Origin of the sequence: Ignatzschineria sp. F8392 (genome assembly GCF_002252045.1) — a bacterium.
Lineage (GTDB): Bacteria > Pseudomonadota > Gammaproteobacteria > Cardiobacteriales > Wohlfahrtiimonadaceae > Ignatzschineria.
The window spans coordinates 923,212-938,883 of sequence record NZ_NEFF01000001.1 but is presented as its reverse complement, the minus strand read 5'-3'; the positions used below and the strand labels follow the sequence as shown (position 1 = coordinate 938,883).

At 42.5% G+C, this 15,672-nt stretch carries 14 protein-coding genes; 9 read left to right on the top strand and 5 right to left on the bottom strand.

Annotated features, from left to right (window positions below):
- Nucleotides 1-495: a 5-(carboxyamino)imidazole ribonucleotide mutase gene (gene purE / locus B9T19_RS04115; protein WP_094567300.1), complete on the bottom strand. Its 495-nt coding sequence runs from the start codon at nucleotides 493-495 to the stop codon at nucleotides 1-3.
- A gap of 530 nt (nucleotides 496-1,025) precedes the next feature.
- Between purE and B9T19_RS04110 the strand changes: the two genes are divergently transcribed.
- From B9T19_RS04110 to B9T19_RS04080, 7 genes are all read left to right on the top strand, one after another.
- Entirely contained in the window at nucleotides 1,026-1,550 is a 525-nt protein-coding gene (locus B9T19_RS04110) for a LemA family protein (RefSeq protein ID WP_094567299.1), read from the top strand.
- Between the two features lie 143 nt (nucleotides 1,551-1,693).
- On the top strand, nucleotides 1,694-2,542 hold the full coding sequence (locus B9T19_RS04105) for a methyltransferase domain-containing protein (RefSeq protein ID WP_094567298.1): 849 nt from the start codon (nucleotides 1,694-1,696) through the stop codon (nucleotides 2,540-2,542).
- 255 nt (nucleotides 2,543-2,797) lie between these two features.
- The gene (locus tag B9T19_RS04100) at nucleotides 2,798-3,874 is read left to right on the top strand and encodes a DUF481 domain-containing protein (RefSeq protein WP_094567297.1); all 1,077 of its coding nucleotides are present in this window, start codon (nucleotides 2,798-2,800) and stop codon (nucleotides 3,872-3,874) included.
- A 484-nt stretch (nucleotides 3,875-4,358) separates the two neighbouring features.
- Complete coding sequence (locus B9T19_RS04095) at nucleotides 4,359-5,216, top strand: metal ABC transporter substrate-binding protein (RefSeq protein WP_233146784.1); 858 nt, start codon at nucleotides 4,359-4,361, stop codon at nucleotides 5,214-5,216.
- Nucleotides 5,213-6,109 (top strand): ATP-binding cassette domain-containing protein, encoded by an 897-nt coding sequence (locus tag B9T19_RS04090; protein ID WP_094567295.1) that lies wholly within the window; start codon nucleotides 5,213-5,215, stop codon nucleotides 6,107-6,109. Before B9T19_RS04095 ends, B9T19_RS04090 begins: the two co-directional genes overlap by 4 nt.
- Nucleotides 6,110-6,112: 3 nt before the next feature.
- Entirely contained in the window at nucleotides 6,113-7,054 is a 942-nt protein-coding gene (locus tag B9T19_RS04085) for a metal ABC transporter permease (RefSeq protein ID WP_094567294.1), read from the top strand.
- On the top strand, nucleotides 7,045-7,890 hold the full coding sequence (locus B9T19_RS04080; RefSeq protein WP_369828057.1) for a metal ABC transporter permease: 846 nt from the start codon (nucleotides 7,045-7,047) through the stop codon (nucleotides 7,888-7,890). The genes B9T19_RS04085 and B9T19_RS04080 overlap by 10 nt, the downstream gene beginning before the upstream one ends.
- Nucleotides 7,891-8,014: 124 nt before the next feature.
- Here B9T19_RS04080 and B9T19_RS04075 read toward each other — a convergent pair whose 3' ends face one another.
- The gene (locus B9T19_RS04075) at nucleotides 8,015-8,884 is read right to left on the bottom strand and encodes a DMT family transporter (protein WP_094567292.1); all 870 of its coding nucleotides are present in this window, start codon (nucleotides 8,882-8,884) and stop codon (nucleotides 8,015-8,017) included.
- A 163-nt stretch (nucleotides 8,885-9,047) separates the two neighbouring features.
- Between B9T19_RS04075 and B9T19_RS04070 the strand changes: the two genes are divergently transcribed.
- Nucleotides 9,048-9,836: a helix-turn-helix transcriptional regulator gene (locus B9T19_RS04070; protein ID WP_094567291.1), complete on the top strand. Its 789-nt coding sequence runs from the start codon at nucleotides 9,048-9,050 to the stop codon at nucleotides 9,834-9,836.
- 81 nt (nucleotides 9,837-9,917) lie between these two features.
- Here the strand turns inward: B9T19_RS04070 and nhaC are convergent, their stop codons facing one another.
- On the bottom strand, nucleotides 9,918-11,375 hold the full coding sequence (gene nhaC / locus B9T19_RS04065) for a Na+/H+ antiporter NhaC (protein WP_094567290.1): 1,458 nt from the start codon (nucleotides 11,373-11,375) through the stop codon (nucleotides 9,918-9,920).
- A gap of 594 nt (nucleotides 11,376-11,969) precedes the next feature.
- Here nhaC and B9T19_RS04060 point away from each other — a divergent pair.
- The gene (locus B9T19_RS04060) at nucleotides 11,970-13,214 is read left to right on the top strand and encodes an aromatic amino acid transport family protein (protein WP_094567289.1); all 1,245 of its coding nucleotides are present in this window, start codon (nucleotides 11,970-11,972) and stop codon (nucleotides 13,212-13,214) included.
- 559 nt (nucleotides 13,215-13,773) lie between these two features.
- Here B9T19_RS04060 and B9T19_RS04055 read toward each other — a convergent pair.
- Nucleotides 13,774-14,232 (bottom strand): glycine zipper 2TM domain-containing protein, encoded by a 459-nt coding sequence (locus tag B9T19_RS04055; protein WP_094567288.1) that lies wholly within the window; start codon nucleotides 14,230-14,232, stop codon nucleotides 13,774-13,776.
- A gap of 223 nt (nucleotides 14,233-14,455) precedes the next feature.
- The gene (locus B9T19_RS04050; protein WP_233146783.1) at nucleotides 14,456-15,412 is read right to left on the bottom strand and encodes a DNA ligase; all 957 of its coding nucleotides are present in this window, start codon (nucleotides 15,410-15,412) and stop codon (nucleotides 14,456-14,458) included.
- Nucleotides 15,413-15,672 lie beyond the last annotated feature (260 nt).

Sequence of the window (15,672 nt, the reverse complement as noted above, 5' to 3'; positions counted from 1 at the left end):
TTATTTCTCCTCAATTGTGCTGTCTGCTAATACAGTTGCGGTTTGCTTTTCGCGAAAATGTTCAATCTGTTGATGAAGTGTGTCGTTACTCAATGCGAGAATTTGAGCTGCTAAAAGTGCGGCATTTTTGGCGCCGGCATCACCGATTGCCATTGTGGCAACAGGCACGCCACCAGGCATCTGCACAATAGAGTAGAGAGAATCAACACCACTTAAGGTACTTGTTTTAATTGGAACACCAATGACAGGGAGTGTCGTTAAAGAAGCAACCATTCCCGGAAGATGCGCAGCACCTCCTGCTCCGGCAATAATCAGATCATAACCTGCCTCTCTTGCAGAGAGCGCAAAGGAGACCATATGCTCTGGCGTACGATGTGCCGAGACGATTTTCATGTCGTATGAGATGGAAAATTGGTTGAGTATATCAGCAGCATTCTGCATTGTTGGCAGATCGCTTCTACTCCCCATAATGATGGCGACTTTCTGTTTTTTCATTGAGAAATTCAACCCATAAATAAGATCAATAGGAATCGAAAGAGATGATCGATTTCTGAGTCACTGATTCTATCCTTATGCCCCACCTTAGTCAATAGAATTAGAGCGCTATTTTTTATCTTTCGATAAAGATTTTATGGGGCATTTCAGAGATTTTTATCTTTCCCTAAAGAGAATTTTTCACCCTCTTTTTACCCCGAAAAAAGGTATGGATGACTCCTAAAAAAATGGCAATCTAAGAGTAGAAAAACTGGAAACCGGGAATGAGGAATGTGAAATATGAAATGTGAAGTGGAAATGGAAAATGAAGAGGAGGCATGAGAAATCTCAAAGAGTACCCATCGAAATACTCATCGATAATCTCTATTTAATAGATCACCGACCCACCAACCTAGGTTAATAGATCAATATATCTCTCCATTTATTTTTATTCCGAATATAATAGGAGAAATGATAGAGAATAGCGCGGTGGCTAACGACGCGCCACTTTGTAGATAGAACTCTCATCGGCTAAGGAACCTTGAGCTTATATGAAAACCACTATATTAACGATCGTTATTACGATTCTTCTCTCTGCCACTATTTTAGTGCTGTTCCTCCACCATTACCGAAAATTACGTGCTCAGCGATTGCTCTGTGAAACGGCATTTTCAGATGTTCTACGACTTCAGAGTGAATTAATCGACCACTCTCGCCCTATTATTGTTATCACACAGAAGGTACTACGCGACGAGCGTAAACTCTATGAAGAGATTATGCCACTCTACGATGATAAGCTCCACAAACAGTCACAAGAGGAGGAGATCTTCAATATCTTACTACTTCGTGATCGCCTCAATTATCTTCATAAACGCGCCAATCACCATCCTGAGCTGAAAGATCTCGATCAATTAAAGGAGCTCTGGAGTAGAGTTGAGATCACTAATCGTAATATTGATGAATCTGCCTCTTTTTATAATGATACAGCTCACGATTATCGGGAGATTACCAATGAGTTCCCCTACTCGATGCTAGCAGAAATCTTGCAATATCCCCGCTTTAATCTAATTGCGTAAATTTGATCGAATCAATCTGATGATACAAATCTGATGATACAAACCTGATGCATCAGTCTGATCTCATCAACTGATCCTCCGATAATTGATCATTGGGTCACTTCATTTAATCATTTAATCACTTAGTCATTTAAGAAAGCATCATGCCCACTAAACTCGCTAAAACGCCAAAACCGATATCCGCTTCTTCTGATCAATCACTTGAGCAATCGGCTCCTCATGGAGAGAGAGGGCATGACAATAAGACGACATTTAATCAGCTGAGTCGAAAGTTTAAACGCAATATCTACCAAACATTTAAAGGAAGATTGCGCCTTGCTATTTTAGAACGAGATTTTGATGCGTTAAATCTTCATCAAACACCTCTCTCTATCCTCGATATAGGCGCTGGACAGGGACAATATGCGCTAATGCTTGCCCAAAAGGGCCATCACCTCACCTTAGTTGAGCCGGCGATAGAGATGTTAAATTTAGCGCAAGAGCGCTTTCAGAATGAAAGAATAGATGCCACCTTTTATCATGAATCTCTGGAAACAATTCCCCATCTATCGCTTCCTCAATTTGATCTAATCACCTGTCATGCAATGATCGAATGGTTACCTGATCCCGATCTCTTCTTCCAGATCGCACTTCCTTACTTGAAGAAAGGGGGCAAACTCTCTCTTCTCTTCTACAACCAAGAAGGATTGATCTACCACAATCTCATTCGAGGGAATTACTACTATGTTGATAAGGGGCAATTTCAGGGCGATAAGGGCAGTCTAACGCCGATCTCCCCCATCTCCCCACAATGGCTAGCAAAGCAGATTGAGAATCATGGTTTAATGCTCCTTAAAGAGAGTGGAATACGTACCTATTATGATTTTATGGCGCCACAAGCTCGACAAAGAATCAGTGAAGAGGATCACCTTGCGATGGAATTACGTTACTCTGAAAAGCCCGGATATCAGGCACATGCACGTTATCTCCACTGGCTCTTAGAGAAAGTATAAAGAAAACACTTCAAGACCAAATAGATCAATTTAATTTAAGTGAGTGTCAATTGGCGCTTATCGGCGCTTATTAATGTCTATTGATGTCTATTAGTACTTACCAATGCTTATTAATGGCAATTAACGTCAATTTATTCTTGATCTTGTCAAAATCGACCTTTATCCTGTTCTCTACCGACTTTTCTAATTCGTTCTACAGTAATCTATTACTACAGAATCGGAAAAGTACCTTCTCCCCTAAAAGAGAGATTGTTGATGCCAAAATTGATGAGATTATTTTCACACCAACGCTTTACTTCACAACTGATTCTCCTCCTCTCCCTGCTTATTTCACTTCTAGCGACTCCGCTCTTTGCCGATCAGATCCGTTTAAAAAATGGGGATCAGCTCAGTGGTAAAATTTTACTAATAGAGGCGCATAAGGTTGAGATCGAAACCCCTTATGCCGGCAGAGTAAAGGTAGATGCAAAACATATCGCTCAATTTGAGATTAAAGCGCCGGTCGCCGTCAAAGAGAATCAATTTACAAAGAGTTTTACCTCAACCGAGGTGCGCTACGATGCTGAAGATGAGGCATTAAAAGATCGACTCATTATTAAAAATCATGGCATCCCTCAATCCATTCCTTTCGATAAAAATCTTATTATTGCAAAAGTAAATCGTACAACTCTGCAACCTAAAACTTTTCGCCAAGAGTTAGCGCTCAACGCAAGTGCGATCTTTGATAATGATAATTCTCGCCTCTCCCGCTATCGCCTTAAGGGGGAATATACTTTGGAATATGGTCTTTGGCGTCATATCACCTCCGCACACTTCTATCGTAAGCGAGATCAGAATAAAACAAAAGATTACTACTATCATCTCAATTATGCCGCGGATCGATTCATCACGCCGCGCTTCTTCTGGCAAGGATCGATCGCATTTCAGCACGATTGGATTGAAGATATCCGCAATAATCTACTAATCGGTACAGGACCTGGTTTTCAGGTCTGGAATAATGCGCGCTCACAGCTCTCTTTGGCGACATTACTCAACTATCAAAGTATTGAGTATCGGGATCGAACACACTCCAATAACCCGCAGCTCTCACTCAAATGGAATTTTCAGCATGACCTCTACAATCAGACCATCTCCTTTGCAACTAAAGGGAGTGTCGGGCGAAGTTTTAATCGGGATGTTACTTTAGATCTCAATCTCAATGCTTCTCTCGCCTATCGCTTGACGGATAATCTCTCGATCAATACCGGTTATCAATATGAGAAATTAAAGGCGAAACGGGGAAGCAGCACCAATCGAACGCTCTATCTCGGATTGGGATTGAAATGGAAATAGATTGAAATGGAAATGATGACGATTTTCCAATTGAGTCTTCTTTTAACTCTTCCTACGACCTCTTAAGTTTCCACCATTCTCGCCGGGCCCCTTACTCCTCCTGCCCTTCTTCTCGCGATTCCTCTTTCGGTTCCTTTTGTGACCTTTTTTGTGACTCTTGCGATTCTTCTCACTATTTCTCTTACCAGATCTTTATCTATCTCCAGAAAAATTCTGCACTTCAATTTCAACTCCTCCCTGCTTCTCTTGCTCTATAGCGCACTCCAAGGGGAGATTCAACCATCCTATATCAGTCCCAAAAATATCATTTTTTCATTATATTTTTAGGATAAGTTTGACAGTAAGCTCTATATGATATAAATTTACAAATGAGAATGGTTCTCAAATAAAAGGCTGAGGGAGGCCAATAATCATGGAATTAAAATCGAAAAAAAGTCTGAAAAAGTGGGCTAGAACTGCCCTAAGAGGTGCGCTGATTAGCGCGATGTTAACTTCCGCGTGGGGAATTGCATATGCGAAAGAACCCTTAAAAGTTATCACAACCTTCACCATAATACAAGATATGGCACAAAATGTTGCCGGCGATGCAGCAATTGTAGAGTCAATTACAAAGCCGGGAGCTGAAATTCATGATTATCAACCGACACCTAGAGATCTCGTCAAAGCGCAAGATGCTGAGCTTATTTTATGGAATGGTCTCAATCTTGAACGTTGGTTTGAGCGCTTCTTCCAAAATATTAAAAATGTCCCATCTGCTGTTGTAACAGAGGGTATTACCCCCCTTTCGATCTATGAAGGGGAATATGAAGGGCTACCTAATCCGCACGCCTGGATGAGCCCTAATAATGCCTTAATCTATATCGAAAATATTCGTCAAGCTTTTGTAGAAGCTGATCCTGAAAATGCGGCGATCTACAATGAAAATGCTGCTCAATATGCCGAAAAGATCAGAGCGCTCGATAAACCATTACGGGAAAAGCTTGAGCAGATCCCTGAAGATCAGCGCTGGTTAGTCACGAGTGAAGGAGCCTTTGGTTATTTAGCCGCAGATTATAATCTCAAAGAGGCTTATCTCTGGCCCATCAATGCCGATGAACAAGGCTCGCCACAACAGGTTAAACGTTTGATTGATACCATTCGTGCCAACCAAATTCCGGTTCTTTTTAGTGAGAGTACCATCTCTGATAAACCAGCAAAACAGGTTGCTAAAGAGAGTGGCGCTCGTTATGGTGGCGTTCTCTATGTTGATTCTCTCTCAACAGAAGATGGGCCTGTCCCCACCTATATTGATCTTCTCCAAACCACTGTAGAAACGATTGTTAAAGGATTTAACCTAGAATGAGTATCGTTGTTGAAGATGTCGCTGTTGTTTACGGCAATGGCCATAGAGCTATTTTTGATGTTAATTTTCGTCTCGATGCCGGCACTATTTGTGGCTTAGTCGGTGTCAATGGAAGTGGTAAATCGACACTTTTCAAGTCGATCATGGGGTTAGTCAACCCCACTTCCGGCACGATTAAGATCGATAATATGGCTATTAAAGAGGCGCTAAAAGCCAATAAGATCGCTTATGTCCCACAGACAGAGGAAGTTGATTGGAACTTCCCTGTTCTTGTTGAAGATGTGGTGATGATGGGTCGATATGGCAAGATGGGTTTTTTACGAATTCCTTCTAAAATAGATCATCAAAAGGTCGATGAAGCCTTAGCACGCGTCGATCTTACCGCTTTTCGTAAGCGGCAGATCGGTGAGCTCTCCGGCGGGCAGAAAAAAAGGGTCTTTTTAGCAAGAGCATTAGCGCAAGAGAGCCGTATTTTACTACTCGATGAACCCTTTACCGGCGTTGATCTTAAGACCGAAGATAGCATTATTGAACTTCTTATCTCACTAAGAGAAGAGAATTATCTGATGTTAGTCTCCACCCATAACTTAGGATCGATTCCAGAGTTTTGTGATCAGGTTATTCTCTTAAATCAGACAGTTTTAGCCCAAGGTCCCACAGAAACCACCTATACACAGGAGAATCTTACCCATACCTTCGGTGGCGTTCTGCGTGAGATCTCACTTAAGGGCGATCATCTCCATAGTGATGATGATCCGCGCCATTTAACGGTCTTAACTGATGATGAACGCCCTGCTGTCTTCTATGGCTGCACAGAGACTCAAGAGCTTAAAAAAGTACGCAATAATCAAAAAGAGCGTGCCCCTCTTAATAGTGAAACATCTCAGGAGTGATCAATGGAACAGTTATTGTCGCTCTTAATAGAGCCTTTTCAGTATGAGTATATGCTCAAAGCGATTTTGATGAGTCTTCTAGTTGGCGCTGTTTGTGCTTTTCTCTCTGCTTATCTGGTGCTTAAAGGATGGTCATTAATGGGGGATGCGCTCTCCCACTCTGTCGTCCCCGGGGTTGCCGGCGCTTATGCTTTAAGCCTTCCTTACGCTATTGGGGCATTTTTTACCGGGATTTTAGCAGCTCTTGCAATGGGGCTGGTGAAGCATTTCACAAAATTGCGAGAAGATGCCATTATCGGCTTAATCTTTAGTAGCTTCTTTGCCGCGGGGCTCCTTATCATCTCACTCAATCCCACCCCTATTAGCATCAACTCCATTGTCTTTGGTAATATTTTAGGAATCTCCGATGGTGATGCCCTACAAGCAGCCATTATCACTATCATCTCCCTTCTTCTCCTTCTCTGCTATTGGAAAGATCTGATGCTACTCTTCTTCGATGAAGTGCAAGCAAAGACAATCGGTTTACCGGTCATGCGTCTACAGATCCTCTTCTTTGTGCTTTTAAGCGCCTGTATTGTTGCAGCTCTCCAAACGGTAGGAGCAATCTTAGTAATCGCAATGGTAATCACCCCTGGTGCTACCGCTTATCTCTTGACAGATCGCTTTGGTGTGATGCTCACGCTAGCGGTGATTATTGGTGCCGTCAGTAGCTTTATTGGTGCTTATGTTAGCTTCTTTTTACCGGGTGGAACGACAGGGAGTTTGATCGTTGTTCTTCAAACCTCGCTCTTTCTGCTTGCATTTCTCTTCGCACCTAAGCATGGTCATTTTGCAAAACGTCGCTCAGCACGCCGGCATCAAAAACTGAGTGAAAGTATTGATAAGATCGAAGGGACATTGGAGCAAGATGGGCAAAAGTTAGCGCAGAAGGAGGTATCACTATGATCGATTCCTTAATTTTAACACCACTACAATATCCCTTTATGCAGCAAGCGATGTTAGGCGCGCTTATCTCCGGCGTTGTCTGTGCCGTTCTCTCCTGCTACCTTATTTTGAAAGGATGGGCATTGATGGGCGATGCGATCTCTCATGCCGTATTGCCGGGGATTGTTTTAGCCTTTATCTTCAATCTTCCGCTCGTAATAGGCGCCTTTGCCTCTGGGCTCTTCTGTGCTGTTGCAACGGGGTATCTACGCGCTAATAGCCGGATTAAAGAGGATGCCATTTTAGGGATCGTCTTCTCAGGACTCTTTGCATTAGGACTCTTTGCGTTCTCCTTTGTAAAGACCGATCAGCATCTTACTCATGTACTATTTGGTAATATCTTAGGGATTCTCCCATCAGAGCTGTGGCAAATTATCATTATTGCCGGCATTACGTTACTTGTTATCCTCTTGAAACGAAAAGATTTTATGCTCTACTGCTTCGATCCGGTACAAGCGAGTGTTTTAGGGCTGCCGGTTAAATTTCTGCACTATACATTACTGATTCTATTAGCACTAAGTATTGTGGCATCACTACAAGCGGTGGGCGTTATCCTCGTTATCGCGATGTTGGTAGCCCCCGGCATTATTGGCTTTCTCCTCACAAAGCGCTTCCCCATTATGATGATAATTGCGGTAATCTCCTCACTTATCTCCGCTTTTATGGGCGTTCTCTTAAGCTTTCATATCGATGCCGAAACGGGCCCCTGTATCGTTCTCAGCCAAACACTTCTCTTCTTAATCGCATTCATCTATAGCCGTCTACGCCATCGGATGATTCGCCGAAAAAGCCTCTAGTCGCTTAAAAGAGAGAATAAAGAGGGTATAAAGAGAATATAAAAAACACCCTAAAGTTGATCATTAATGATTGCTTTAGGGTGTTTTGTTAAGATTCAAAATAGAAACTCTAGATAAGCATCGATTACTGCGAAAATCTCTGTGCGATCATAACCCCTGTTAGAGAGACGGCACCACCGATATAGTGATAGCTCTCTAGAGATTCATGCAGTACAACAATGGAGATCAGTGCTGTTAATAGCGGTGAAAGATTCATAAAGAGTGCTGTCTTATTAGGGCCAAGAAAAGCGACCCCTTTAATCCATAGAAATGGTGCGATAATAGAAGCGGGGATGCCGGCAAAGAGAATCAAGCCAATATTATCAGAGGTGATCGCTCGATCTACAGCTAGCCAGAAGAGTGGGAGAAGAATTATCATTCCGAAGATAATCTGCCAATAGAGAGATTGCCAAACAGAGAGACGAATCTGCCACTTTTTCGTCAAGACACCATAGAGCGCATAGGCTGAAGCAGCAACTAACATCATCAACTCCCCTTGCCCAACCCCTACTTCAAAGAGAATCCCCGGCATTCCACCACTAATCAGCCAGATAATCCCGAAAAAAGAGAGCGCACTACCGATAATTAAACCCAATGTGATTGGTGTTTTAAGGATAAATAGGCTCAAAATAATAGTTAATAGTGGAATGAGGGAGATAAAGATGCCGATCATCGTCGCGCTAATGGTATAGGCGGCATAGTAAGCAAGACATTGGTAGAGCGCCATCCCCAAAAGTCCTAAAAATGCGAGTTTAGCAAGATAGGGTTTGATCGTTTGCCACTCTTTAATGCTCTTTTTAAGGCAGAATGGCGTGAGGATTAAAAAGGCAAAGAACCATCGGTAAAATGAGATAGTCTCTGGCTCGACAACTCCCGTCGATAATTTGTTGACAACAGCATTCATCGCCCAAATTAAGACGGCTAAAAGGGGATAGAACATCGCTGCAAATTGCATAGTGATAACTCCTAGATTGAGTAGGTTATAAGTGAATTAGTTGTAAGAAAATTATTAGAGGGATAGTATAGTCCTGTCTGATATAAGGGATATAATGGAAATCGGACAATCCTCCCCACTATTCAGACAATCTCCCCCACCCTCTCTCTAATAGGAGTCTTTAATGGTGCAGCAACTTCCTCTGCAATCATTTCAACATCACCCTAAGCGCCTTATTATGCTAGCGGATGAACATATCAATGAAGCGACAGAATATTTAAGCCATTCCCACTCTTGGGGACAGATGATTTTAGTTAATGATGGTGTGATCACCTTAGAGATTGCTCAAGAACGCTTTATTGCCCCGCCGGGATTTGCTATCTGGATTCCACCACTCTGCTCTCATAGCTGTTATAGTCGCGCTGAAGCACGCTTTCGCTCAGTCAATATCTGTGAAGCAGAGGCGAAAAAGCTTCCTCAAACCCCATCGCTCCTACAACTGAGCGCTATCGCATCGAGTATTATTGATGAGCTCTTTGCAAAAGAGATCTATCTCCCCGAAAGTGATCGTGATTATCGCCGAAGCCTCGTTTTTATCGATGAACTTGAAGAGGCAATGGTCGGCCATACTTATCTCCCCTTCTCTCATCATCGCTATTTAATGCCCATTTTAAGCGCCTTAGAAGCCAATCCGGCACTGCGATTAACGCTTAAAGAGTGGGCGGAGCGAGTCTATACAACCGAGCGAACGCTCGCACGCTACTTTCAAAAAGAATTGGGAATGAGCTTTAGTGAATGGTCTGCGCGTCTTCGTTTTATCCACGGCTTAGCGCTTTTAGAGAAAGGTTATAGTGTTGAGGAGAGTGCATTTAGGCTCGGATATCGCTCTACCTCTAGCTTTATTACCCTCTTTCTTAAAATGACCGGTATGACACCTGATCGTTACCGACAGATCCATCTTCGCTCAGCATAAATAGAAATAATAAAAAAGAGTGATCTCTCGATCACTCTCTTATCTATCTACTCTTATCTACTCTAGCGATCTACCTCTTGATTAGATACGCTTAGGCATTCTAAAACGTCTAACTTTCTTCGGCGCTTCCCCATCTTCATAATATTCAATGGTATAACCTGTTAAGGCATAAGCGATTGCAATCACCGGACTTAGGAGGCAGAGGAAGGTATATGGGAGATAATCAAAGGTCGCAACGCCCAATGTTGTTGCCATAAAGGCACCACAAGTATTCCAAGGGATAAGCGGTGACGTCATCGTTCCAGAATCTTCCAATGTACGAGAGAGAACTTTCCCTTTAATCCCACGCTTACGATACTCCTCTGCATACATTCTGCCCGGCACAATGATCGACATATATTGATCACATCCGACAATATTGCCCGTAATACAGGTTGTCACCGTGGCAATAATCAGACTCTTTGTTGTCTTTGCTAAACGAACAATAGAGGCAACGATAGTCTGGAAGATGCCGGTAAACTCTAAAATCCCCCCAAAACACATTGCGATAATCACAAGCGATACTGTCGAGAAGACCGAGACAATCCCGCCATTATTGAGGAGTTCATTGAGCGTCTCATTATCTGTCGTAATGCTATAGCCATCATAGAGCGCATTCATCACCATGCTAGGATCAGCATTCTGCACAAAGAGTGCGCAGAGCACGCCTAAAATAGAGCCTATCATTAATCCTGGAAATGCCGGTATACGGAAAATCATCACAATAATGATCGATGCCGGCACTAAGAGTAACCAAGGGGAGATCACAAAGAGCTCTTTAAGATCTTCTCTCAGAGTAAAGTTTGTCGCTGCCGTATCAGTTAAATCTGCGGTTGCACTAAAACCTAAAATCGTAAAAAGGATCAGAGAGATAATCAATGCCGGAATGGTGGTATAGAGCATATAACGAATATGTTCAAAGAGATCTACCCCTACGATTCCCGGTGCTAAGTTAGTCGACTCAGAAAGTGGGGAGATCTTATCACCAAAGTAAGCGCCGGAAATTACCGCACCTGCTACCATCTCTGGAGGAATCCCTAAACCAAAGCCGATCCCCATAATCGCAATCCCTATTGTCCCAGCGGCAGTCCAAGCATTTCCCGATGCGATCGAGATAATGCAGCAGATGGCGCATGCTGCAACTAGAAAATAGGCGGGATTAAGAAGATTGAGTCCATAATAAATCAAGGTCGGAACGATGCCGCCGGCAATCCAAGAGGCGATAATGGTACCGATCACAATCAGAATTACAATCGCTTGTAGCGCAAGACGAACGGCATCTAACATTCCCGTTTCGATCGCTTTCCATTTAAAACCTAAGCGCATTGCGACAATAATCGCTACACAGACGCTCAATAAGAGGGGTATATGGGGGCTAACATCCCATAGACCGATCCCGATCACAAGGGAGAACATCATAAATATTATGGGAATAAATGCTTCAATAATCGTGGGTTTTCTTGTTGAAATCGCTTCAACTGGCGATACTTCAATAGTCATTTTTATTATTTCCTCAAAAAGGTGCAAGAGGAGAAGATCTATCCGTCAATCTTAATGACTGCTGATTCAAGCATCAGTAAAATAGTGATATAAAAATCTGAAGGATAGGGCCCAAAATATTGACGCTGTTGCAACGGTACTTAAATAAAAGGCCTACTTACGCAAATATAGAATAAACGGAGTGAAAAGATGGGCTGTGCAGTAAGTGAAGTGATAAACGAATCAAAAAATCATATTATGTTGCGGTCAATGGCGAGAAGTCTATCACATATTATCCCCAAAGATCTATTTTTATCCCGCGATTTTCCCGATTAATCATTACAGTAATAGTAGATCGTGATAATATTAGAGACTTTCAGTAATAAATTTGGAGCATCAATCGATTTGATAGGCTAGATAGATCTGATAAATTCGGTAGATTCTTATCAGCGCTTATCAGCACTTATCAATTCATATTAGCCGATTGGCTGATCGATGCTAATCGATGCTAATCGATGCTGATCAAGACACATGATCAATATATGTGATCATATATAGTAATGAGCAATATCAACTAACAGGTCAAACTTATGTTGTAGACCGATGAGGAAGAAGATGAAAGTAGATAAATCGCCTTCAGTTGTGGGTGGCGCAATGATCGCTGCAGGAACCATGATTGGAGCCGGAATGTTAAGCTTACCGATCGCATCTGCAGGGATGTGGTTTGGTTGGACAGTCATGATAATGCTCTTGACTGTTTTTTTTATGTATATTACTGCGGAGCAGATCTTAGAGGTCAATTTAGGCTATAAGCCTGGCGCGAGTTTTGATACCTTAGTAAAAGATAATTTAGGGGGGCTTTGGCGCTTTGTAAATGGGTTCTCTGTCGCCTTTGTTCTCTATATTCTTCTCTATGCTTATGTCGTCGGTTCTGGTTCTGTAATCAGTAATACCATCGGTCACAATTTCGATATTGCGATTCCGCGCTATCAATCCTCACTGATTTTCGCTCTACTCTTCACCGGCATCGTTTGGTGGAGCACTAAAGCGGTTGATCGTATCTCAACCATCTTAATGATCGGTATGTTTTTGACCCTTTTCGCCGCAGTGACAGGTCTTTTAGGCAAAATCGAGATCCCCTATCTCTTTGAGCCAAGTGGTGAATCTCGTTATGCCATCTATGCTTTTGCCAGTCTGCCCTTCTTCTTAACCTCCTTCTGCTTCCATGCTAGCGTTCCTAGCTTTGTAAAATATTATGGAATTGAGGGGAAAAAGATCAAGAAAGCGATTGCGTGGGGAATGTCCATCACCTTTATCTTCTATCTTGCTTGGATGGTCGCTATTATGGGCAGTATTGAGCGTGAAAGTTTCCTCTCTGTGGGAAGTGACCAAGTAGCATGGCTTCTCGATGAGGTTAATGCCTCACCTTTTGCCGGTTTAGCGCTCCGCTTCTTTGCGTTCTTCGCGGTTGTGACCTCATTTTTAGGCGCAGGATTGGGTCTTTTCGACTATATTGCTGATCTCTTTAAGATTAATGATGGTCATAAAGGTCGCTTTGTAACAGCATTGATCACCTTCTTACCTCCTACAATTTTAGGGATGCTCTTTCCAAATGGATTTGTATTAGCGATCGGGTTTGCAGGTCTCTTTGCAGCGATCTGGTCTGTTATTGTACCGGCTGCAATGGTGATCAATTATCGAAAAAAAGCAGAAAAAAGCGGGCAAAAACCTGCTGTCTCATTCCGCGCTTTTGGTGGAAAAGTGATGCCCTACATCATCATTCTCTACGGTTTAGTGGCAATTGTCTCCCATTTATTGGTGGAAGTCTTCAATGTCTCTGCACTTAACTTTTTCAAATAATACTTTTCAAATAATACAATAACCCAATCGGCGCGCAATGCGCCGATCTTGGGATGAAGTTTTAACCATTTAAATAGTGATTTTCCCCAGCATCAAAGATGCCAATGGGTGACATGCAATGGTAAAAAAAAATTAGTCAGCTCCCGCCGCTCCAATAACTTTCTTAAGAATTGATTATGACAATAATTGATTATTACAGTAAAAAGAAAAAGGCTGAACACTGCCGGATTTAACCACCGCGCTCTTCCTTAAATCACATGCCGGCAGATGCGCTCTGCCAATGATTACGTCTTGGCAAATATTATGAATATTATGCTTTTAATAATCATTATTCCCGGCATTAAAGATGCCAATGGGCGGGCATGCAGTGGCAAAAAGAAAGAATTCGTCGGCTCCCGCCGCTCCAATAACTCTCTTAAGAATTGATTATGACAATAATTGATTATTACAGTAAAAGAAAAAAAGGATCTAAATAGAGGATTACTCCATTTTAGATCCTTTTTGCTATGCATTTTTAATTTAATGTTTTTAATGCACTTACGCTCGATAATCGATGCTATTAAAGAGGAGAAACGTTGATATTACGACCACTTCCTACCATTCTTACACGCTGACCTGGGCGGAAAAGGCTCTTATCTTGCTTCTGTACCACCGCAATTGTTTGTCCGCTATCGGTTTTAATATCGAGCTCAACACCTTGAACTTTATCCATCTGTTGCTCAACTTTATTTCCTGCGATTCCACCTGCAACGGCACCCACAGCGGTTGTGATATTACGACCACGACCTCCACCCATTGCATTACCAAGAACACCTCCTAAGACTGCACCAGAGACGGTTCCTAAAGATGAACCTTCCGCTTGAATCGTCACAGGACGAACTGCAACAACTGTACCATAGGAGACTGATTGAACTGTTTTCGCCTGGTTTCCTGTATAGACATCACCCGAATATAGACTTGAGTTTGTACAACCAGCAAGCGTCAATACTGCAAGTCCAATCATTGTTAATTTCTTCATTTTAAGCCTCTTATATAATAAAAGTGATAATTAGTAGAAGGTTAAATTCCCTATCGATCTCTCTTGCAACTTCTTACAGCTTATTCTCTATCAGCCACTCTTAAGCAACTTTTCAGGGAATCTCCGAGATGATCGCTCTCTACCATTATCCGATATAGATCCTATAAACCCCATTATTATAATAGATAACCCCATATCTACAAACAGATAATCTCATCTCAAGCTAAATTGCCTCTTCTAACGCCCTAAACTCCTGCTCTGATAATTGCTCACAATGCTCACCACTAATATCGATAACGCGAGCAAAGCGAGGAATCTTTCGATCGGTAAATCCATTATGGCGATAACGAATCCACTGCCCAATCTCTGGTGGTGATTGCCGATCGTGATCCTTCAAACCGGAGCCGATTTTGAAATACTTCGTCTCCCCTTCAATAACATTTTTAACGCGCAAAGCCCCTACCATGCCCCGATACTTACCCTTCCCAGGAGTGTAACCGATCACCATCGCACAATCCTCCTCTACTTTTTTCATCTTCAGCAGCTGACCGTGACGAATATAGGGTTGATAGAAAGCATCTTGATGATGGAGCATCAATCCCTCTCCCCCTAGCGAAACTACCCTATCTAACTCTCTTTTAAGTGCTCTTTTAGAGTTCACTCGTATTTGAGGAATCATTGCGATATGGGGATTTTTCTCCGCTAAAAGGGGTAGATATTGCGCCATCTTGGCAACGCGATCACGAAAGGGGCCTCGCTCTGCCGGCAGATCAAAAATTTGATAAGTCACCCTACTCCAGAGCGGATCCTCCCGATCTGCACGCGCGATCAAGGCAGAGATCTCTTGGAAGGTTTCTCGCCCTAACCACAATTCCCCATCTAAAGGGATATCGCCAAGATGCTCTGTAAACCATTTTGGTGCAACGATCTCATATCCTTGCCGGGAGAGAAGCTGCTCCCCATCCCAATAGCCACGAACACCATCGAGCTTTTCACTTACAAAATACTCCTGCACAATAATCTCATCTAATATAGCAGGGGTTAAACTCTTTCCATGCTGCAGCGGAACTGCATTTGCCGGCACGATGATCAACAGTAATAGGAAAAGCAGTAAAATAGGGGACGAAAAGTGCCAAAAAAATCTCTGCCAATAGCGCCGGAATAATAAGCGCTGATTCAACAAAGAATGATTCAATCCTAGATTTAACTCTAATCCGATTAACTCTAATCTGGTCTCTATCTGTTGCATAAGACGCCTCTATACTTCGTTAAACTGAATAAAAAGTATAAAGTTAGTCTATGTCTGCCAAATTGTGTCTTCTGTTGCCTTATCGACTGAACAAAACGGAGATAGCAGAAAAAGAAAAGTGAACGAAAACATAAAAGAAGTCAGAAACGGTGATGGTGGCGCCGTATCATCCGTATCATCCGTATCATCCG